At 63.2% G+C, this 18,722-nt stretch carries 21 protein-coding genes; 5 read left to right on the forward strand and 16 right to left on the reverse strand.

The genetic code is table 11. The features are described 5' to 3' along the window. The first annotated feature begins 248 nt into the window (after positions 1 to 248). From GPT34_RS15610 to GPT34_RS15625, 4 genes are all read left to right on the forward strand, one after another. Positions 249 to 473: an AbrB/MazE/SpoVT family DNA-binding domain-containing protein gene (locus GPT34_RS15610; RefSeq protein WP_291014394.1), complete on the forward strand. Its 225-nt coding sequence runs from the start codon at positions 249 to 251 to the stop codon at positions 471 to 473. Beyond that, positions 470 to 874: a type II toxin-antitoxin system death-on-curing family toxin gene (locus tag GPT34_RS15615; protein ID WP_291014396.1), complete on the forward strand. Its 405-nt coding sequence runs from the start codon at positions 470 to 472 to the stop codon at positions 872 to 874. The genes GPT34_RS15610 and GPT34_RS15615 overlap by 4 nt, the downstream gene beginning before the upstream one ends. Before the next feature lie 86 nt (positions 875 to 960). Beyond that, positions 961 to 2,451, forward strand: coding sequence for a SulP family inorganic anion transporter (locus GPT34_RS15620; protein WP_291014399.1), 1,491 nt, complete (start codon positions 961 to 963; stop codon positions 2,449 to 2,451). Between the two features lie 12 nt (positions 2,452 to 2,463). After that, positions 2,464 to 3,315 carry a universal stress protein gene (locus tag GPT34_RS15625; protein ID WP_291014402.1) on the forward strand — a complete coding sequence of 284 codons (852 nt, stop codon included), beginning with the start codon at positions 2,464 to 2,466 and terminating at the stop codon, positions 3,313 to 3,315. A 20-nt stretch (positions 3,316 to 3,335) separates the two neighbouring features. Here the strand turns inward: GPT34_RS15625 and tolA are convergent, their stop codons facing one another. The 12 genes from tolA to GPT34_RS15685 form a co-directional block, all read right to left on the reverse strand. Beyond that, positions 3,336 to 4,226 (reverse strand): cell envelope integrity protein TolA, encoded by an 891-nt coding sequence (gene tolA / locus GPT34_RS15630; protein WP_363357049.1) that lies wholly within the window; start codon positions 4,224 to 4,226, stop codon positions 3,336 to 3,338. A gap of 7 nt (positions 4,227 to 4,233) precedes the next feature. After that, the gene (locus GPT34_RS15635; RefSeq protein WP_291014405.1) at positions 4,234 to 4,635 is read right to left on the reverse strand and encodes an ExbD/TolR family protein; all 402 of its coding nucleotides are present in this window, start codon (positions 4,633 to 4,635) and stop codon (positions 4,234 to 4,236) included. 47 nt (positions 4,636 to 4,682) lie between these two features. Continuing rightward, positions 4,683 to 5,375 (reverse strand): protein TolQ, encoded by a 693-nt coding sequence (tolQ, locus tag GPT34_RS15640; protein WP_291014408.1) that lies wholly within the window; start codon positions 5,373 to 5,375, stop codon positions 4,683 to 4,685. A gap of 41 nt (positions 5,376 to 5,416) precedes the next feature. Then, a complete protein-coding gene (locus GPT34_RS15645) occupies positions 5,417 to 5,899 on the reverse strand; it encodes a YbgC/FadM family acyl-CoA thioesterase (protein WP_291014410.1) in 483 nt (160 codons plus the stop codon). Between the two features lie 17 nt (positions 5,900 to 5,916). After that, positions 5,917 to 7,137: a pyridoxal phosphate-dependent aminotransferase gene (locus GPT34_RS15650; RefSeq protein ID WP_291014413.1), complete on the reverse strand. Its 1,221-nt coding sequence runs from the start codon at positions 7,135 to 7,137 to the stop codon at positions 5,917 to 5,919. Beyond that, positions 7,134 to 7,646, reverse strand: coding sequence for a transcription antitermination factor NusB (gene nusB, locus GPT34_RS15655; RefSeq protein ID WP_291014416.1), 513 nt, complete (start codon positions 7,644 to 7,646; stop codon positions 7,134 to 7,136). Before nusB ends, GPT34_RS15650 begins: the two co-directional genes overlap by 4 nt. A gap of 2 nt (positions 7,647 to 7,648) precedes the next feature. Further along, on the reverse strand, positions 7,649 to 8,113 hold the full coding sequence (gene ribH / locus GPT34_RS15660; RefSeq protein ID WP_291014419.1) for a 6,7-dimethyl-8-ribityllumazine synthase: 465 nt from the start codon (positions 8,111 to 8,113) through the stop codon (positions 7,649 to 7,651). A gap of 30 nt (positions 8,114 to 8,143) precedes the next feature. Further along, entirely contained in the window at positions 8,144 to 9,274 is a 1,131-nt protein-coding gene (gene ribBA, locus GPT34_RS15665) for a bifunctional 3,4-dihydroxy-2-butanone-4-phosphate synthase/GTP cyclohydrolase II (RefSeq protein ID WP_291014422.1), read from the reverse strand. Then, positions 9,271 to 9,918 carry a riboflavin synthase gene (locus tag GPT34_RS15670; protein ID WP_291014424.1) on the reverse strand — a complete coding sequence of 216 codons (648 nt, stop codon included), beginning with the start codon at positions 9,916 to 9,918 and terminating at the stop codon, positions 9,271 to 9,273. The genes ribBA and GPT34_RS15670 overlap by 4 nt, the downstream gene beginning before the upstream one ends. Before the next feature lie 87 nt (positions 9,919 to 10,005). Beyond that, positions 10,006 to 11,139 carry a bifunctional diaminohydroxyphosphoribosylaminopyrimidine deaminase/5-amino-6-(5-phosphoribosylamino)uracil reductase RibD gene (ribD, locus tag GPT34_RS15675; RefSeq protein WP_291014456.1) on the reverse strand — a complete coding sequence of 378 codons (1,134 nt, stop codon included), beginning with the start codon at positions 11,137 to 11,139 and terminating at the stop codon, positions 10,006 to 10,008. 20 nt (positions 11,140 to 11,159) lie between these two features. Beyond that, entirely contained in the window at positions 11,160 to 11,639 is a 480-nt protein-coding gene (locus GPT34_RS15680; protein ID WP_291014426.1) for a type IV pilin protein, read from the reverse strand. Positions 11,640 to 11,665: 26 nt separating this feature from the next. Further along, positions 11,666 to 15,058 (reverse strand): PilC/PilY family type IV pilus protein, encoded by a 3,393-nt coding sequence (locus GPT34_RS15685; protein WP_363357059.1) that lies wholly within the window; start codon positions 15,056 to 15,058, stop codon positions 11,666 to 11,668. A 435-nt stretch (positions 15,059 to 15,493) separates the two neighbouring features. Here GPT34_RS15685 and GPT34_RS17765 point away from each other — a divergent pair, with 435 nt between their 5' ends. Next, positions 15,494 to 15,691 carry a VOC family protein gene (locus GPT34_RS17765; RefSeq protein ID WP_363357053.1) on the forward strand — a complete coding sequence of 66 codons (198 nt, stop codon included), beginning with the start codon at positions 15,494 to 15,496 and terminating at the stop codon, positions 15,689 to 15,691. Positions 15,692 to 16,006: 315 nt separating this feature from the next. On the opposite strand, the gene GPT34_RS15690 is transcribed toward GPT34_RS17765, so the two are convergent. The 4 genes from GPT34_RS15690 to GPT34_RS15705 are packed head-to-tail and all read right to left on the reverse strand — an operon-like array spanning position 16,007 to position 18,670. Then, positions 16,007 to 16,552 (reverse strand): PilX N-terminal domain-containing pilus assembly protein, encoded by a 546-nt coding sequence (locus tag GPT34_RS15690; RefSeq protein ID WP_363357055.1) that lies wholly within the window; start codon positions 16,550 to 16,552, stop codon positions 16,007 to 16,009. Continuing rightward, positions 16,549 to 17,571, reverse strand: coding sequence for a prepilin-type N-terminal cleavage/methylation domain-containing protein (locus tag GPT34_RS15695; RefSeq protein ID WP_291014431.1), 1,023 nt, complete (start codon positions 17,569 to 17,571; stop codon positions 16,549 to 16,551). The genes GPT34_RS15690 and GPT34_RS15695 overlap by 4 nt, the downstream gene beginning before the upstream one ends. Next, entirely contained in the window at positions 17,568 to 18,065 is a 498-nt protein-coding gene (gene pilV / locus GPT34_RS15700) for a type IV pilus modification protein PilV (RefSeq protein ID WP_363357057.1), read from the reverse strand. Before pilV ends, GPT34_RS15695 begins: the two co-directional genes overlap by 4 nt. Continuing rightward, a complete protein-coding gene (locus tag GPT34_RS15705; RefSeq protein WP_291014433.1) occupies positions 18,062 to 18,670 on the reverse strand; it encodes a GspH/FimT family pseudopilin in 609 nt (202 codons plus the stop codon). The genes pilV and GPT34_RS15705 overlap by 4 nt, the downstream gene beginning before the upstream one ends. Between the last annotated feature and the right edge of the window lie 52 nt (positions 18,671 to 18,722).

Consider the following 18,722-nt stretch of genomic DNA (forward strand, 5'->3'; position numbering starts at 1 on the left):
ACTCGACCTGATGTTCCTGGGCTTCATCAGCTTCGTGCTCGTCGCCGATGGTCTTCGATTGTGTTAACAGGCCCTAGCTTGGCTCAATGCCGCACCGCCTGCGGGGTGATCCTCTTCAGGGGGCAATGCCAGTGGCCCGACTTGAGCTGGTCGAAGGCTGGTTCCACGGCATTCCAGAGTTGAGCTTGCGTGCCCCAATAGCGGCTGGTGTATTATTACGAGCGTTATAACCAATGGGCTCGCTCCTCATGCACACCCTCAAACTCACCCAGATCGGCAATTCTGTGGGCGTCATCCTGCCCAAGGAAATATTGAATCGCCTGGACATCGAAAAAGGCGATGAGGTGTTTCTCACCGACTCGCCCGACGGTTTTCGCTTGACAGTACACAACCCCGAATTCGAGGCGCAGATGCGCGTGGCGCGAGACATTATGAAATCGCGTCGTGCCGTGCTGCGCGAGCTGGCTAAATGACAGCTTGGGTTTGGTTGAATCCACAGGTGCTGTTGGCGGTTCACGAGGCGCAGCTTGCCGAGCATGGTGGCGCAGCAGGCACGCGGGATGCGAGTTTGTTTGAGTCAGCCGTATCACGACCGCAAAACCTTGCTGCCTATGGGCTGCCCGATGGGGGCGCTCCCGATGTGGCTGACCTGGCTGCCGCCTATGGCTTCGGTATCTCGCGCAACCACCCGTTTATCGACGGCAACAAGCGCACCGGCTATGTGGCAGCGGAGTTGTTCTTGATGCTCAATGGCTGGCGGCTCGAAGCCAATGACTCCGACTGTGCCCTGGCCATGCTCGCCGTCGCCGCCGGTGACCTCACCGAGCCCGCGTTCGCCCAATGGCTGCGCAGCCACGCCCAGGCCAAAGCCTGATCCTCTTCGTCACCGCCCGCGCGGTGGTTTTTTCCCCTTGAAGAGATGCCTGTTGCCAACCCGGCGCAGCGTCTGGAGTGTTTTTTTTGTTTGCTCGAATCCGACAGGACTGGTTGTCCAACGTTCGCAACGATGTGCTCGCAGGGCTGGTGGTGGCCCTGGCCCTGATCCCCGAGGCGATCGCGTTTTCCATCATCGCCGGCGTCGACCCCAAGGTGGGTCTGTACGCTTCGTTTTCCATTGCCACCATCATCGCCTTCATGGGAGGGCGTCCGGGCATGATCTCGGCCGCCACTGGTGCCATGGCGCTGGTCATGGTGTCACTGGTCAAGAGCCACGGGCTGGACTACCTGCTGGCCGCCACGGTTCTCACCGGCGTGTTGCAGGTGTTTGCCGGCTGGCTCAGGCTGGGTGTGCTGATGCGCTTTGTCTCGCGCTCGGTGGTGACCGGATTCGTGAATGCGCTGGCCATCCTGATCTTCATGGCGCAGCTGCCCGAACTGAACCCGCAGACCATGGGAGTGACCTGGCACGTCTACGCCATGACCGCGGCAGGCCTGGCCATCATCTACGGTTTGCCCTACCTCACCAAGGCCGTGCCGTCGCCGCTGGTGACCATCGTCGTGCTCACCGCGGTGTCGATCGTGCTGGGGCTGGATATCCGCACCGTGGGCGACATGGGCGAACTGCCGAGCAGCCTGCCGAGCTTCCTGGTCCCTGATGTGCCCTTTACCTTGGAAACGCTGCGTATCATCTTCCCGTATTCGCTCACGTTGATGGTGGTGGGCCTGCTGGAGTCGCTGATGACAGCGACCATCGTCGACGAGCTGACCGACACGCGCAGCGACAAGAACCGCGAATGTGTGGGGCAGGGCGTAGCCAACGTGGCCACCGGCTTCATCGGTGGCATGGCGGGCTGCGCCATGATCGGCCAGAGCGTGATCAACGTGAAATCGGGCGGGCGAGGTCGTTTGTCCACACTGGTGGCCGGCGTGGTCTTGCTGATTCTGGTGGTGTTCCTGGGTGACTGGGTGAAGCAGATTCCCATGGCCGCATTGGTGGCGGTGATGATCATGGTGTCGATAGGCACCTTCAACTGGGCATCGTTCCGCAACCTGCGCGAGCACCCCAAAAGCTCCAGCGCGGTGATGGTCGCCACCGTGGCCGTGACGGTCGCCACGCACGACCTGGCTCAGGGCGTGCTGACCGGTGTGCTGCTCTCCGGCTTCTTTTTTGCGCACAAGGTGGGACAGTTCTTGCGCATCACCTCACTGGCCGAAGACCAGGGTCGCCAGCGCACCTACCGTATCACCGGCCAGGTGTTTTTTGCCACAGCCGACCGCTTTGTCAATTCGTTTGATTTCCAGGAGGTGATCGACCGGGTGAGCATCGACGTGAGCCGCGCGCACTTCTGGGACATCACCGCCGTCAGTGCGCTGGATAAGGTGGTGCTCCGGTTCCGGCGCGAAGGCACCGAGGTTGAGGTGATTGGTCTGAACGAGGCCAGCGCCACGCTGGTGGACCGCTTTGCTGTGCATGACAAAGACGGTGCGCCCGACCTCATCACCGACCACTGAACGGAGCCCGCCATGTCCACCACACCCCGTGTCTTCGCCTGCGTCGATCAGTCTGCCTTTGCCGAATCGGTCACCGACCACGCCGCCTGGGCCGCGATGCGCCTGGATGCGCCGCTGGAGCTGCTCCATGTGATCGACCGCCATCCGGAAACCGCGACCAGCAGCGACCGCAGCGGCGCCATCGGACCGAACGCGCAGGAAGACCTTTTGTCACAACTCAGCAGCGAAGACGAAGCGCGGGTGCGGGCTGCTCGTGAACAGGGTCGGCTGTTTCTGGATCGGCTGCGAGAGCGTGCGCTGGTCGCTGGTGTGGCGGTGGTCGATGTGCGCCAGCGCCTCGGTCACCTGGACGAGACCTTGCACGAATTGCAGTCTGGCGCGCGGCTGTTTGTGCTCGGGCGGCGCGGCGATCAGGCCGCGGCGTCAGGCCTTGGCGCTCAGGTGGAAGCGGTGGTGCGGGCGCTGGAGCGCCCCATCCTCACAGTCCCCGACCGTTTCCAGGCGCCGCTCCGCGCCTTGATGGCCTTCGATGGCAGCCGCATCACGCGTCAAGGCGTGGAGATGCTGGCCCAGAGCCCCTTGCTGCGGGGCCTGGGCATCGAGCTGGTGATGGCTGGTGCCGCGGAGGGCAGCGGTCCGCTGGATGCCGCCGTGGCGCGTTTGCAGGCCGCGGGGATGGATGCCAGCGGTCGGGTGGTGCCCGGCGAGGCCACTCAGATCATCCCGCAGGCTTTGCTGGCATCCGGGGCCGACTGGCTGATCATGGGCGCTTATACCCATTCGCCCTGGCGCTCCTTGCTGCGCAGTAGCCACACCAGCGAGCTGCTGCAGGCCTGCCGGGTGCCGGCCCTGCTGCTGCGCTGAGGCTCGTCGAGCCATTCCACTCAGTCCTGCGGGCGCAGCACCACGATCATGGGAGAGGGCACGCGGCCGTCGGTGTCGCGCGGCAGCGAGCCGGTGCGTTCGATGGCGCGCAGCACCGCTTCGTCCCAGGCGGCATTGCCACTGCTTTTCACCAGCCGGCGGCTGGTGATGGTGCCGTCGGGCTGGGTGCGCACCTCCACCTCGGCTTGCGGGTTGCCGCTGATGGCATCGGTGAACACCACATTGGGTTTGATGCGAGCGGCCACCCGCGCGCCATAGCCGGGCGTCGGACCGCTGGCCTTCTGAGCCGAGCCGGTGGCCTGCGGGCCACCGCTGGCACCAGCCTGGCCCATGATGCGGCGCATCTGCTCGTCACGGGCCTTGGCGGCCAGCTCTTCCCGCCGTCGCTCTTCTGCGGCCTTGGCTTGGGCGGCTTTCTTTTCAGCCGCCAGTTTCTCTGCCTGCTGTCCTTTCTCGGCAGCGGCCTTTTCCTGAGCGGCCTTGCGCGCAGCGGCCTTTTTCTCCTGTTCCAGGCGTTCGGCCTCAGCCTGCTTTTTCTGCGCCTGGGCGGTCGCGATCTCGGCCGGTGTGGGCCCGGGTGGCGGGGGTGCTGGTTGGGGTTCCGCGGGTTTCGGTGCGGGTTTGGGGGCAGGGGGCGGTGGTGGCGGCTCGACTGCACGCGGTGCCGCTGCCTGGGGCAGGCGCGACCAGAGTTCGGCCTCGAACACCACTGGGGCGGATTCGTGTTTCCAGCCCACGCCCCAGGTGAGCGCAGCCACCAGCAGGCCGTGGGCCACCAGTGCCAGGCCCATCGGACCCAACCAGCGACCCGGGGGCGGTGGTGCCAGGTCGCGGCGGGCTTGCGCCGGGAAGCGCGAAGGGAATACCGAGTGGTTGAGTACGCTGTTCAAGGCGGTCTCAGGGGCTGGTCTGCACAGACAGGCCGACACGCGTGACGCCGGCGCGTTGCAGCGTGTCCATCACCTTCACCACGGTTTCGTATTTCACGCTCTTGTCGGCGCTGATCACCACCGGTGTCGCCTCGGTACCGGCCGCGGCGTTGCCCTGCAGCTCTCGTACGCTGGCAGCCAGCCGGTTGAGGGGCACGGCGGGCGGCTCCCCGGTAGCGTTGCCCAGCTTCACCTGGACCTGTTCATCGCGGTCGATCAGCACCTGCACGAAACGGTCGGGCTGGCGGCTCGCCTGGCCCACGCTGGGCAGATCGATCTGGCTCGGCGTGATCAGCGGCGCGGTCACCATGAAGATGATGAGCAGCACCAGCATCACGTCGATGAACGGGACCATGTTGATCTCGTTCATGGTGCGCCGGCCGCGCCCGCGGCCCCGGGTGGAGGGACTGCCCATGCTCAGTGACCCGATGCCGAGCTGCTGCCCAGATTGCGTTGCAGGATGTTGGAGAACTCTTCCATGAAGGTCTCCATGGCGTTGGCCACACGGTCAATGTCGTGGGTGAACCGGTTGTAGGCCACCACGGCCGGAATGGCAGCGAACAGACCGATAGCGGTGGCCACGAGAGCCTCGGCGATGCCGGGCGCCACGGCGGCCAGGGTCACCTGGACCAGCGAGGCCAGCCCGGTGAAGGCGTGCATGATGCCCCAGACGGTGCCGAACAGGCCCACATACGGTGCCACCGAGCCCACAGTGCCCAGGAAAGACAGGTTGGACTCCAGCGCATCGAGCTCACGCTGGAAACTCGCCCGCATGGCGCGGCGTGCGCCATCAAGCAAGGCGCCACTGTCGGTGATGCGACGTTCCCGCAGTTTCTGGTACTCGCGCATGCCGCTGGCAAAGATGCGTTCCATCGGTCCACCGTGGCGCGCGCCCTGGGCGGCGGCGGTGTAGAGTTCGTTGAGGTTGGTGCCCGACCAGAACTCGCGCTCGAAGTCTTCGTTGTGGGTCTTCACGCGGCGGATCGCAAACACCTTGCGGAATATGGCCGCCCAGCTGATGACCGACACCACCACCAGCAGCGCGACCACGGCCTGCACCACCCAGCTCGCATCGAGCATCAGTTGAACAATCGACAGGTCTTGGTTCATGGAGGGGTGTGAGGCAAAAGAAAGAAAAAGGTTTCGCGCGATCAGCAGGTGGCGCTGAGCAAGGCCAGCAGGTCGGCCGGAATGCGTTGCGGGCGGAGTTGGTGGGGATCGACCCAGCCGATGCGGATGCGGCCTTCGCACAGCAGGCAAGGGTCGCTTTTGAGCTCATCCCCATTGGAGGACTGAAGCAGCACGCGCTGTTCAATTGTGAGCGACGCACGGCCCGCATCAAGCAGACGCGCAGTAACCAAAAGAAAATCATCCAGGCGGGCCGGTCGGTGGTAGCGCACATCCGTGTGCGTGACCACGAACTGACCCGTACCCTGTTCGCGCAGGCGCTGCTGCGCCAGGCCGAGCGAACGTAGCCACTCGGTCCGTGTGCGTTCGAAAAACTTCAGGTAGTTGGCATAAAAAACAATGCCGCCCGTGTCCGTGTCTTCCCAGTACACGCGCACGGGCCAGGTGAATGTGGCGACCACGCTCCCCGCTGCGCGAGCTTCGCTGCTACCCGCAGCGGTTGGCATTGTGTCGAAGGGTTGTTTCAAAGCGCTTGCTCCAGGCGCGCCACCGCTTCGCGCAGTTGGTGCATGGAACTCGCGGTCGAAAAGCGCAGGTAGTGGCCCGGTTCGGCCTGGCCAAAATCGCGCCCCGGGGTGGTGGCAATCTGGCAGCGCTGCATCAACTCAAACGCTAGCGCCCAGCTGCCGCCCTGGTCGGGCTGTGCACCCGCCGGCGGGATGCCCCAGCGTTCACACATGCCCTGCACGTCGGCCCAGGCGTAGAACGCGCCGTCGGGCATCACCGGCACGCTCAGGCCCAGGCGGTTGAGCTCGGGGATAAAGAAGTCTCTGCGCGCCTTGAACTCGGCGCGGCGGCGCTCGTACTCGGCGAGGCTCTCGGGTTCGAAGCAGGCCAGCGCAGCGTGCTGCGCAATCGTGCTGGCGCAGATGAACAGGTTTTGTGCCAGCCGCTCGACCGAGGGCACTAGCGCCGGCGGAAGCACCAGCCAGCCCAGGCGCCAGCCGGTCATGTTGAAGTATTTGGAGAAGCTGTTGATGCTGATGACCTGCTCGCCCAGGTCGTCGGGCAGGCCCAGCGCGCTGTGGCCATAGTCATGCTCATAGCTGAGTCCAAGGTAGATCTCGTCGACCATCGTCACGCCACCGCGCTCGCGCACCAGCCGGGCGATGCGCTCCAGCTCGCCGCGCGCGATGCTGGTACCGGTTGGGTTGGAGGGCGAGGCCAGCAGCACACCGCGCGTGGCCGGGCGCCAAGCTGCCTGCACCTGCTCTGCGCTGAGCTGGAAGCGCTGTTCAGGCCCGCAAGGGATCAGCACCGCGCGACCATCGGCCGCCTGCACAAACTGCCGGTTACAGGGGTAGCTGGGATCGGGCATCAGCACCTCATCGCCCGACTCGACGAGCGCGAGGCACGCGAGCTGCAGGGCGGCCGATGCGCCAGCGGTCACTACGATGCGAGCAGGGTCCACATCCAGTCCAAAGCGGCTGGCGTACCAGCCGCTGATGGCGCGGCGCAAGGCGGGCAGGCCGGTGGCTGGGGTGTACTGGCTGCGGCCGGTCTGGATGGCGCGCTCGGCCGCGGCCTGCACCAAGGGCGGCGCGGTGAAGTCTGGCTCGCCGATGTTGAGGTAGATCATGGGCCGCTGGTCTGGCCCGCCCTGGGCCGCCATCTCGGCTGCGGCCTTGGCCAACTCCATTACGTAAAACGGCTCGACGCGCTGAGCGCGCTGCGCAATCCTCATGCCGCGCCAGGTCGCGGTTTGCGGCTGGTGCCGGCCGCTGCGCCAGCCGCCACCTCGACCGGGCGCAGCTGGGCGGCCAGGCCGTGCAGCACGCCGTTCACATACTTGTGGCCATCGGTGCCGCCGAAAGACTTGGCCAGCTCAATGCATTCGTTGAGCACCACTCGCCAGGGAACGTCCAGGCAGTGCTGGAATTCGTAGACACCGATCCAGAGCACGCCGTGCTCAATCGGCGAGAGCTCGACCAGCGGACGGTCGAGCAAGGGGGTGATCAGCGCATCGAGCGCGGCCGATTGCGCGATGGTGCCGTGCAGCAGCGCGTCGTAATGCACGCTGTCGGCTTTGTGAAAGCCGGCGAGGTCGCGGGTGAACGCGTCAATGTCGGTGGCGGCGTTGCGACCCACCAGGTGCTGGTAGAGCGCCTGCAGGGCAAATTCACGGGCGCGGGTGCGTGCCGACTTGTCGGCGGCTTTGCGCGGCTTGATGGTGGGGGTGCCGGTATCGCTCATGGTCAGCCAATCTGCGCCAGCACATGCGCCATTTCGACTGCCACGCGCGCGGCGTCACGGCCCTTGTCCGTCTGGCGCGCCAGTGCCTGCGCCTCGTTTTCAACCGTGAGGATAGCGTTAGCAATCGGGACCTGGTAGTCGAGCGACAGGCGGGTGACGCCGGCGCCCGATTCGTTGGCCACCAGCTCAAAGTGGTAGGTCTCGCCGCGGATGATGCAGCCCAGGGCGATGAGGGCGTCGAAATCGTCACGCTCGGCCAGCGCCTGCAGCGCCACCGGAATTTCCAGCGCGCCGGGCACGCTCACGTGCGTGATGTGTTTCTCGGACACGCCCAGCGCCAACAGCTCGGCGTGGCAGGCCTGGAAGAGGGCGTTGGTGATGGCTTCGTTGAATCTCGCCTGCACGATGGCGATGGAGAGCTTCTTGCCTTCGAGGATCTGGGCTGTGCCCTTGTCTGCGCCAAACATGTGGAGTCCGTTCTTTTGGTTGTTTTGGATTCAGGCGCCGCGGCTGAGATAGCCGGTGATTTCCAGGCCATAGCCAGTCATGCTGGGCATGCGCCGCGGCTTGCCCAATAGCTGCATTTTGTGCACGCCGCTTTCGCGCAAGATCTGCGCGCCCACGCCGTAGGTGCGCAGGTCCATGCGCCCGCGCTCCGGGGCTTGGGCCGAGCGGGCCGTACCTTCGAACTGCGCCAGCAGCTGGGCCGCCGATTCGCCGCAATTGAGCAGCACCGCCACGCCAGCACCCGCCTCCGCGATGTGGCGCAGGCTCATCTCCAGGCTCCAGCTGTGCATGGCACGGCCGACTTCCAGCGCATCCAGCACCGACAGCGGCTCGTGCACCCGCACCGGTATGCTGTCGTCCGGCCCCCACTGGCCCTTGACCAGAGCCAGGTGCAAGGCGCCGCTGGGTTGGTCGCGGAAAGCGGTGACCTGAAACTCTCCGAACGCCGTTTGCATGGATCGCGACCCCAGGCGCGTGACCAGCGATTCGGTGCGGCTGCGGTATTCGATCAGGTCGGCGATGGTGCCGATCTTCAGGCCATGCTCGGCGGCGAATAGCTGCAGATCGGGCAGGCGGGCCATGGTGCCGTCGTCTTTCATGATCTCGCAGATCACCGACGCGGGCGAGCAGCCAGCCATAGCGGCCAGATCGCAGCCCGCTTCGGTGTGGCCGGCGCGCATGAGCACGCCGCCGTCCACCGCCTGCAACGGAAAGATGTGGCCAGGCTGAACCAGGTCGTGCGGCTGAGCGTCGCACGCCACGGCGGCCTGCACAGTGCGCGAGCGGTCGGCGGCCGAAATGCCAGTGGTCACGCCCTCAGCGGCTTCGATGGACACGGTGAACGCCGTGCCCTTCTTGTCGCCATTACGCGCCACCATGGGCGGCAGCTGAAGCTGCTCGCAGCGCTCGCGGGTGAGGGTGAGACAGATCAGGCCGCGCCCGAATCGCGCCATGAAGTTGATGGCTTCGGGAGTGACGTGGTCACCCGCGAGCACCAGGTCGCCTTCGTTTTCGCGGTCTTCCTCGTCGACCAGGATCACGATGCGCCCGGCGCGCATGTCGGCCACGATGTCTTCGACCGGAGAGATGGCGACCGGCGCCAGGATGTCAGGGGCGTTCATGCAACTGCTTCGGGTGAGGTTGTCTGGGTGGCACTGAGCATGCGCTCGACATAGCGCGCCACGGTGTCGATTTCAAGGTTCACCGCAGCACCCGCCGTTAGCGAGCCCAGCGCGGTGTGGTCCACGGTGTGGGGAATGAGGTTGATGCTGATTTCGCAGCCGTCGGCGTGGTCCTGTACCTGGTTGACCGTGAGGCTCACGCCATTGATGGTGATCGAGCCCTTGTAGGCCAGGTACTTGCCCAGCTCGGGCGGTGCGAGCACGCGCAGCTCCCAGCTTTCGCCGATCTGGGCGAAACGGGTCACGGTGCCGACACCGTCCACATGGCCGGAAACGATGTGTCCGCCCAGGCGGTCCTGGGCGCGCAAGGCCTTTTCCAGGTTAATTCGAGTGTTGATCTGCGCCAGACCCGTGGTGCGGGCGAGGGACTCAGCCGAGATGTCGATGCTGAACTGGTGCTGCGGCAGATCCAGCGAAGTGACCGTCATACAGGCGCCGTTGAGCGCAATGCTGTCGCCCAGGCCCACATCGTCCAAGTAGCCAGGCGGCGCCTCGATGTGCAGGCGCTTGCCATGGTCCAATGAACTGCCCAGGGCGTGGAGGGCGGCGATGCGCCCCACGCCGGTGATGATGCCGGTAAACATCCGAGTATTTTCGCAGGGTTTGGTTGGTGCTGTCGCACCGAGGTCGATCCAGGGCACCTACCGCGCCGGCGCCTTGATTTCAAAGGCTCAGGGATGCAGGAAAGCGTCTCGCCCGACGACCCGTGCGAGTACCCGTAAGTCGTCGCCGACTGGCTCCACCGACTGGAACTTCATCTGTACGCCATCTGACAACGACTGCAGCGGGCCAAACCCGGCCAGCCCCTGGCCAGGGCCCAGCAGCCGGGGTGCCACATAGATCAGGCACTCGTCCAGCAAACCTTCACGGATGAACGAGCCATTGAGCTTGTGACCAGCTTCCAGGTGCAACTCGTTGACCTCGCGCCGGGCGAGATCGTGCAGCATGGCATGCAGGTCCACCTTGCGCTGCCCGGGTTCACCGGGGCCGGGCAGGGCGATGACGGTGGCGCCACGCTGCTCCAGTGCAATGCGACGGCCAGCGTCGTCGCTGGCGGTGTAAATCCAGATCTCGCGCCGCAGCCCCTGGGCCGGCGAGCTGAACAGACGGGCGTCCAGCGGCGTTTCCAGCCGGCTGTCGACGATCACCAGGTGCGGTTGGCGCTGCACGGACACCTCGCGCACATCCAGCATCGGGTCATCTTCCAGCACCGTGCCGATGCCGGTGAGCACCGCGCAGGCCCGTGCCCGCCAAGCGTGGCCATCGGCCCGCGCCGCCGGGCCAGTGATCCACTGGCTTTCGCCATTTTGGAGCGCCGATGTGCCATCCAGCGAGGTGGCCATCTTCATACGCACCCATGGCGTGCCGCGGATCATGCGGCTGAAGAAGCCGATGTTGAGTTCGCGTGAGGCGCGAGCCGGTTCGCTGTCGGGCGGCAACAGCTCGACTTCGATGCCCGCCGCCCGCAGACAAGCCAGCCCTTGGCCGGCGACCTGGGGGTTGGGGTCCTGGGTGGCGACGATGACCCGCTCGATCCCTGCAGCAATCAGGGCGTCGCAGCATGGCGGCGTGCGGCCGTGGTGCGAGCAGGGCTCCAGGGTGACGTAGGCCGTCGCGCCTTGGACCGATTCGCCATGGGCCTGCGCGTCACGCAGCGCCATCACCTCGGCGTGCGGCCCGCCGGCTTGCTGGGTGTGGCCTTGGCCGATGGTGCGACCGTCGGGCGCCTTGATCAGGCAGCCGACGTGAGGGTTCGGGTTGGAAAGGCCTGAGGCTAAGTCTGCCCAACGCTGCGCTTCGCGCAGCGTCGCCGCAGGCTGGGGGGTCAACGCCAGCAGCCCGCCGCACCGCTGGCGCCTGTCGCGCCCTTGGTGCCGGTTTGGTTGATGGTGAGCGTCCCGCATGCGGTATCGCCCGCCTGAGCGCCGCCGGGCGTCGCATTGAGTTGGAAGGCGTTAGAGCCGATGGCTGGCGTTGCGGCGATGGTGAATGTGTACGCCGTTCCCAGGTCGGTTCGGCAAGCCAAGGCAGGTAACTGTGCCGAACCTACAGCGGTGCCGCAACCGGCACCAGTGCGGTCATAGCGAAGACACGTGGTGTAGTTGCGTTCCATCCACTGCGCCAACTCCATCAGGCAGCCAGCCCCTGTGGCGCGCTTGGTCCGAATCACATAACTGGTGTAGCTCGGGTAAGCGATGGCGGCCAGGATCCCGATCACCGCTACAACGATCATCAGCTCAATCAAGGTGAAACCACCCTGCTTGCGCAGTTGGCGAGGCAGGGGCCCAAAGAGTTCAGTTTTCATAGCGGTGCGTTGGAACGTCCATTTATTCAATCGCGGATGATCTCGCGCCAAGAAACTCGACCTCTAGCGCCAACAGTTGGAATTGGAGTGCTACCACCTGCGATCGTCCCGTTGTCTCCACCTGTACCGCCAACGATGAAGAACTGACCGACAAGCGTTGGCTGACCGGAGATGCCGATGCCCAGATCAATCGAACTGGCGTAGACGCCGTTGACATATTCGTCATCGAAACTGCCGTCTCCGTCGATGTCCAGATTGGGGCTGCTGAGTTGCGCGCCCGTGAACGGGTCGATGATGTTGACGAAGCCGCGGCCACCTGGCATGCACTCGTTGATCAAGGGAATGGCCGAGCTGGCAAACATCGCAGGCTGGGTGGTGTAACCGTAGGTTGATGCGGTGACCATGCGCTCGCCAGTCTCTGGCAAGTCAATGAAGAAGCCAGACCTTCCAGACATGTCATTGGCAACCGCGGCTGACAGCGACCGAACCAGCGTGCCACTCTGCGTGGTCGTGACGCTGAAGGTTCTCTGGACAAGGTTGCTGCGGTTGGGAATGGGTGCATTTTGATCGATCAAGCCATACCAGGTTTGCCTCGCTGTGCTGGAGGGATCGGTGGACTGGAAAAGACTTCCGGTGCCAAAGTGGACAAACGTCCTGCCGAAGTTGGGGTCGGTCGCCACCGTATTGGCTGTACTCGTGATGGGCGCTGTGATGGGCTGAGGGTTGCCCAGTGCATCTCGCGCCTGGAAGAGGGGCTGGCCCGAGAAAGCGACCGCCCACGATGCAGGTGACGAACTGGAAAGGTCAAACTTCCAGAGATTGCCCCTCAAATCTCCAGCATAGACGGCCTCGACAAAGCCACTGCCGTCCAGGCGCAGCCCGGGTGTACTCAGCCCGTTGTTGCCCCTGTTAGCCACCCCGGTGTCCAGTTTGGCGATCACTGCGCCCGTGGCCAGATTGAAGACGTAGAGCGCCGCACCTTGGTTGGTGCTGTTGAAGCCATTGGCCACGATGGCTGCCCAGTCCCCATTTCTGAGCCGAGCGATCTTCGGAGAGCCAATCATGAAACCGAGGTCTGGATCGGTCGCGGCCGTGTATTCCCAGAGCACGTTGCCTGCGCTGAAGGTGGCGGGGTTGGTGACGTCGAGTCCGAAAATGCCCCTGCCCCCACGCCCCATGGTGGCCACAAGGTAATTGCGTGTGGTTTGAGCAACCGAGGACACAGCTATATCGCCATCCACGAAGTATTCGTGGTTGTCGTTGTAGTTCAGGTCAGCGAGCACTCTCACCCTGGGCAACATTTGACGGGGCATGTACCCAAAGAGCTCAGTGCCGGTGGCCGCATTGAATGCGTGCAACATGCCGTCATTTGCACCCACGAAGACGGTGTTGCTGTCTTGAACGTAAGCCGGCGACGAATGAACGATGTCCCCCAGAACCGTGTTGGCCGGGCGGTCGCGAAGCGTACCGCCGTTTTGCACTTCCCTGGTGCGCTCGCCGCGCAAATAATTGACCAGAGTTTGGTCGTTGTTCAACAGGGCTCGTTCCGCGGCAGACAGCTGCGCCCATTCAAACGGTTTGCTCGAGCCGGTGTCTGCTCCGTAGAACAGCCGTCTGGCCGCAAAGGCAGGAATTCTTCCGGCATCTGTGGTTCTCCAAAGCGGCGTTCGGTTCAGGCCAGACGCGCTGACCGGATACCCCACGAGCTCACCCGACCAACGGGCGCTGCTGTAAAGGCCCTGGAATACCAGGGAATTGGAGGCCACCTGGGTGCTGTTGGCGACGACGTTACCGCCGCTGCCGCTGCGCTCCAGAATGCTGTTGAACGCTTTTTGCAGACTCTGGCGGAGAGTCGAGGGGTTTTGCACCAGGAAATAGGTATCTGGTACGCCATCGCCGTCCGCATCCCACTCCACTGGCAGGTCGGGTGTCCTGCTGTTGTTGCGGTCCACAAAGCCGCCGTATTTGGCCGCGTACCAGAGAGGATCCTTGAGCAGGGTAGCTCCTCCGTTGCCAGCAATGTTGGGTGTGAACGTGAAGGTGGGTGCAGCCTGGCCAATCGTGGGCAGTGATCCGCAGGCTGCCGGCGGGGAGGCCACGTCGCAATAGCCTGCTGACTGGCCTGCTGGCACATTCAGGAAGTACCTCGGACCACCACCTTCATCTTTCGCCACCAGATAAACGCCATCGCGATTGGTGCCAGAGATCACGTAGCCCATGTTCTGTTTCATGCCTCCCGCCTGGTAGGTGGGGATGACCGTGACTGAAAGCGAGTTGTCAGAGTTGGCCTGAATCACATAGCGCGCGATGGCGTCCATGTCGTGGTCGCCACCCTGCTCCACGTCTTCGAAGTTGATCTGAAATTCGGCGTAGTAGCGTCCACCGTTGACGCCGGGGTCCATGTTTCCAGGCCCCGAATTGGCGATGGTCTCCACATAGAAATCGACGATCTGGTTGGTTGGCTGGTAATCGCCCTTGGCACTGGATACGTTCCCGTTAAATTCAACCGTCTTGGAAAATGGTACCAACGTGATCACGCGCCCGTTGGGCAGCGCGGCTTCGATTTTCGGCAGCGGGGAACTCAACGCCACCACATAGTTGTCCACCGTCTGGGTGCCTTGCAGCGCCGTCGACCCTGATGCCCGGATATCGTTCGTTCTGGCGTAGTAAGCCACCGAGGCAGCGTAGTAACTGCCTTGTTTGGATGGGTCTTCCGGCGCGAGTCCGCGGATGTTGCCCAGCGATGTCACGCTCTTGGCGGTGGGGGCAGAGTCGAAGGAGCCTGTACCCGTTCCCGACTGACCAATGAAGCGCTGCCCTGTGATGGTCGACACACCACTGTCTTCGATGCCGGTGATCGTGCTGCCCAGCGCCGCTGCATTCAAGCCTGGCAACTGCCCGCCATCGCTGTAATTCGTGAACGCGCTACCAGGGACTGTGTCGGAGTCGAAGGAAGGGTTGATGTCGGAAATGGTGAGAAAGCTGGCGCGGGAGCAATACGGCGCTCTGGCCGCACTGGTGCTGGAATAGGGGTCGTCCCAGGTGGCTGATGTCAAACCAACCTGTGAGTCAAGCGTGGTTGCGCCCGCGAACGCAGCAGTGGGTGCACCTCTTCCGGCGAAATAGCGTGTGGCCTCGTAAAGCATCTCGCCAATGGGGTTGCCCCAGTCCACAAACTCACCCTCTGTAGGCGCTCTGGCGGAGGCGGCGTACGGGTTACTACTCCGGTATTCGTTTGAGTTGCTGCTCTGGTTGTAGCCTCTGATGCGCAGGTTGTTGAAGGTATTAACGATGGGTGCTGCAGTGTTGAAAACACCCGTGGTAGTGTTGACCTCACTGGCAAAAGAAGACACCACTTTGCGCAGTCGGCCGCCTGACATATGCCGGTCGTAGCTGCCGGTCATCAGACCAAACAGCATGGCGTCGTTCTCACCGTACTCGTGCAAGAGCCCGATAGGCTTGTAGACCGGGCTGCTGCCGTTGGGGTACTGCCTGCAACCTGCATTGAAAGTTGAAGTGCATACCTCCACCCTAACAACAAAATCTCGCTGATTGCCTGTACCGCTGGGGAAGCTGACACTATTGTTGTTGCCGACCTGAAGCCCATTGCTCAGCACTGGACGCTCCTTGGACGCCCACTGCCAGATCCGATAGTCGTTGCCCACGTTCTCGCGGATACGGAGCACAGGCTGGATGTTGCTGCAGTTGTTTAGTGTGGTGCAGTTGACGCCTTCATTGGGTGTGAGGTTGCCGAAGAAGTGCCTGCGGTTATTCGCGCTGGGTAGGCTGAGCGGTGTGTAGTCCTCGATGTTGTAGCCATCGGTAGCCTGATTGTGGTATTCCTTGCCCCAGCTGTGTGCATCCTGGGGGATGTAGGCTCGCCGGAGCACGGTCAGCGATGTCGTATCGATCTCCCTGTAACCTCCGTACAGCACCTTTCGCAGCGCATCGATGCGGCTGGTGGTCATGTAGTTCAGCCAGTTGCCCGACCAGTCGGTGCTGTTGCTGCAGACCCCCAAGGCTCCAGCGGTTGCCCTAGGGCTGAATCGTGAATCGCTCGAGCTGTAGGAATAGCACAGGGTGGAGTCGTACAAACCGTAGTACACGATGCTTGGTTTGAAGCGCGTGTCCAAGGTGCCGTCGCCATCGATGTCGCTTGAATCGTTGTAGGCCTCGTAAAACAGCTTGTGGTCTTTGCCCGCCACCAGCATGGTCATGGGTCTGGCGTTGATGGTGGACCCCAGAGGCGTGCTGGGCCAGACAACCGCGCCGACGGACATGTTGACGAAGACGATCCCGGCGATGGCCGCTGCCTGCAGCGTCTTGTTCAAAAGTTCGGTAAGTTTCATGGGGAACTCCTTGCGGATTCAGGGCGTCGCGTAAACAGATTGCAATGTGACGCTGGCACGGTCGGCATTCGCATTGCTGCGCGCCGTGACCCGATAGCGTCGGCACGTCAGATTTGAGAGGTTGTTCAGATTGCAGGGAAACGTGTTGCCCAGGTACTCAATGATGTACTGGGGCGTGACGGTGATGCCGCCACTGACGACAGGCGTGGCATCTGCCCAGCCGGTGAAGGCCGCGTCTTCCCAGCGGGGTGTTGCCCCCACCACGGGAGCACCACAAATGCCGGCGGTAGGGCAAGCCCCTGCTGCAGGCGTTGGCGGAACGGCTGGGGGCTCCAGCAAAGCTTCGGCTTCGCGCAGGGTGGCTTCAGCGGACTGAAAAGAGACGCTGCGATCGAAGGTGTTGGAGGCCATCTTCTCTTCGAGAGTCACCGAGCGCATGGCGCCCAACCCGAGGAGCGTCATGACCACCAGAAGAATCATCGCGACAACTAGGGCCACGCCCTGTTGCGCAATTGGACGGTGACTGCTCGAGGAGAAGGATCGGGGATAACTGCGGTACATCATTCAAGCCGATTTCGAAGGTTGACCACGTAGATGAGATCGCGCTGAATTGGCTGTTGGTCGGTGCCGACGCGGTTCAGTGTCTCCAGGGTGAGCGTAAATCGGAGCGCCACAACCTGGGCCACCGCTGCGGCAGTCCAGTCGTCAGCCGGAGTGGCATCCACCCAGTCGTTTTCAGGGGTGAAGACACCGGGTCCTGTCGAGGTGCCGCGCAAATACTGAATCTGCATATCCACCACTCCCTCGGCGATCTCCTCCGGCCCTGCGCCTCTGGACTCGCGGTACAAAGAGCGTCCACCCCGGCTGTTGTTGCCGACATACCAGAAGCTTGTGCTAAGTGGGCTGACATATCCCCCGGGACTAAACGTCTTTGTCAATGGCGTCGCACAGTTGGGAGGAAATCCGAATGAAGTTGTGCAGTTGGCCGTCGTGTCAAAGGCGATGGTGTTGGTCCCTGCAACAGAGCTGACCTGGGCAATCGCCGCGGAGGTGTTGTCGCACAACATGACGGTCGCGCCCGCAAGGCTGGCATTCGATGCTGTCAACGTGATCTGCGCGGCGGCGGCGTCGTGAGCGGCAATGCCCGCGCTGAAACCGACGGCGCTGCCCATCACCTGAATCGCATCGGTTCCTCCCACACGTTGCGCCACGGCAGTGCCGGTTGGCCTGAAGGTGGCGTCGGTGCCACTTTCGAAACCGATGATGGTTCCGGCGTCCCAGTCAGTAGACCAGTCATTGGCGTTGAGCACGTTGGAGACGAATCGGGTGCCGCAAGGATTGCCGCCCGCCTGCCGGATTTCCCTGGCCATCAGTTCGAACGAGATACGCGCGTTTTCCTGAAGTCGGCTCAACGATTCGGTGGTTCGAAACGCTTGCTGGTTGGTCAGGAAAATACTGATCACGCCGCCGATCACGATCAGTCCGAGCACGAGTGCCACCATCAGCTCGACCAGGCTGAAACCCATCTGTCGTGGTGTCGCGGCTCGGCGCCGCCGCATGTGCAAGGTTTTGGCTTGTTTCATAGACGGCTCGTGGTGACAAATGTCTGTGCGCCAAGCCCGCCCGCCCGGCTATCGTCCCAGGTGATCGTGACGGTGGTGTTGCCCGTTATGGCATCAACGTTCACCTGACCACAGGTGCCTTGCTCACCGAGACTGGTCCTCAGACTGGTCACCCAATGCCGCAGATTGTTGTCGCTGAGCGCGGTACCCACCACGCCTGCCGGGTTGCAAATGGCTGCCCGGTTGTAATTGCCCAGCTCTGCACTGGTTCGATCAGCGCGCATGGCATCGAGCATGTAATAGCTCAACATGACGGCCTGGGTGCGCGCGTAGCTGCTCTGGTTGGTGCTGAGTGATCTGGATTGCAGCCCAGCCATACCCAGCAGCCCGAGAGAGAGGATCAGCACGGCCACCAAGATCTCAATCAGACCCACGCCCCTCTGCCGATAGGGGGGCGGTGAAGCTGGTCCGCGCCGCCGGCGGGATTGAGCGGGAAGCTTTAGGCTTTTCATCATGGTGCGGCACAAGTGGAAGCCACAGAGGCGGGTGTGCTGGTTTCAATGCGCCCAACGGCGCTGAGGTCGATGTGTCTTGCACGCGTTGCGTCCCCCAGCGCTGAAGTCGGCTCGCACACTCGCAATGTTCCTGTCAACGGCGTCCCAGCCATGGTGCGCGCAGAGCCATCCGACGCAAACGATACGTATTGAGCCACAGCAGTTGAGCCGCGCAGCAGGGTGCTTCCACCTGATCCTTGGTTGTACCTGATCACGGTCTCCCCCGTGTCCACCGCGGCGGTCGTTCCTGAGCGGGTCCCGTCGACAAAGGTGATCCAGCCCGTATTCCAGTCTGCTGAGGTCGTGCACGCGGTACCGTTGGCGCTCGTGCACACCGTCACGCGGGTACCTCGCCGTATAGCTTCGGACCGGGCCTGAGCCAGCGTACCAACCATGTCATTGGTCAGGCTGGTCAGACGATTGGATGCAATCGAGGCCTGAAAGCTGGGTACGCCAAATGCAAGGATGACGGCCGCCACCGCAATGGTGACAAGCAGTTCGACCAAGGTGAACCCCGCCTGCTTGAAGCGCGCGTTGGTCAATTCGAAAGTGGTTGGATTGGTCACCCCCAGATTCTGCGTCTGACAGGTGAGAGACCCCATGTCTCGGCGCCAAGCA

It is taken from the genome of Hydrogenophaga sp. (genome assembly GCF_011390835.1).
Lineage (GTDB): Bacteria > Pseudomonadota > Gammaproteobacteria > Burkholderiales > Burkholderiaceae_C > Hydrogenophaga.

Bases quoted from the DNA above. Each gene is read 5' to 3' on its own strand.
- GPT34_RS15615 (WP_291014396.1), top strand. From the start codon at position 470: ATGACAGCTTGGGTTTGGTTGAATCCACAGGTGCTGTTGGCGGTTCAC.
- GPT34_RS15625 (WP_291014402.1), top strand. From the start codon at position 2,464: ATGTCCACCACACCCCGTGTCTTCGCCTGCGTCGATCAGTCTGCCTTT.
- GPT34_RS15645 (WP_291014410.1), bottom strand. From the start codon at position 5,899: ATGCCAACCGCTGCGGGTAGCAGCGAAGCTCGCGCAGCGGGGAGCGTG.
- GPT34_RS15680 (WP_291014426.1), bottom strand. From the start codon at position 11,639: ATGAAAACTGAACTCTTTGGGCCCCTGCCTCGCCAACTGCGCAAGCAG.
- GPT34_RS15650 (WP_291014413.1), bottom strand. From the start codon at position 7,137: ATGAGGATTGCGCAGCGCGCTCAGCGCGTCGAGCCGTTTTACGTAATG.
- GPT34_RS15685 (WP_363357059.1), bottom strand. From the start codon at position 15,058: ATGCTGTTTGGTCTGATGACCGGCAGCTACGACCGGCATATGTCAGGC.
- GPT34_RS15610 (WP_291014394.1), top strand. From the start codon at position 249: ATGCACACCCTCAAACTCACCCAGATCGGCAATTCTGTGGGCGTCATC.
- GPT34_RS15635 (WP_291014405.1), bottom strand. From the start codon at position 4,635: ATGAACGAGATCAACATGGTCCCGTTCATCGACGTGATGCTGGTGCTG.
- GPT34_RS15695 (WP_291014431.1), bottom strand. From the start codon at position 17,571: ATGAAACAAGCCAAAACCTTGCACATGCGGCGGCGCCGAGCCGCGACA.
- GPT34_RS15670 (WP_291014424.1), bottom strand. From the start codon at position 9,918: ATGTTTACCGGCATCATCACCGGCGTGGGGCGCATCGCCGCCCTCCAC.
- ribH (WP_291014419.1), bottom strand. From the start codon at position 8,113: ATGTTTGGCGCAGACAAGGGCACAGCCCAGATCCTCGAAGGCAAGAAG.
- tolQ (WP_291014408.1), bottom strand. From the start codon at position 5,375: ATGAACCAAGACCTGTCGATTGTTCAACTGATGCTCGATGCGAGCTGG.
- pilV (WP_363357057.1), bottom strand. From the start codon at position 18,065: ATGATGAAAAGCCTAAAGCTTCCCGCTCAATCCCGCCGGCGGCGCGGA.
- GPT34_RS15690 (WP_363357055.1), bottom strand. From the start codon at position 16,552: ATGATGTACCGCAGTTATCCCCGATCCTTCTCCTCGAGCAGTCACCGT.
- ribBA (WP_291014422.1), bottom strand. From the start codon at position 9,274: ATGAACGCCCCTGACATCCTGGCGCCGGTCGCCATCTCTCCGGTCGAA.
- nusB (WP_291014416.1), bottom strand. From the start codon at position 7,646: ATGAGCGATACCGGCACCCCCACCATCAAGCCGCGCAAAGCCGCCGAC.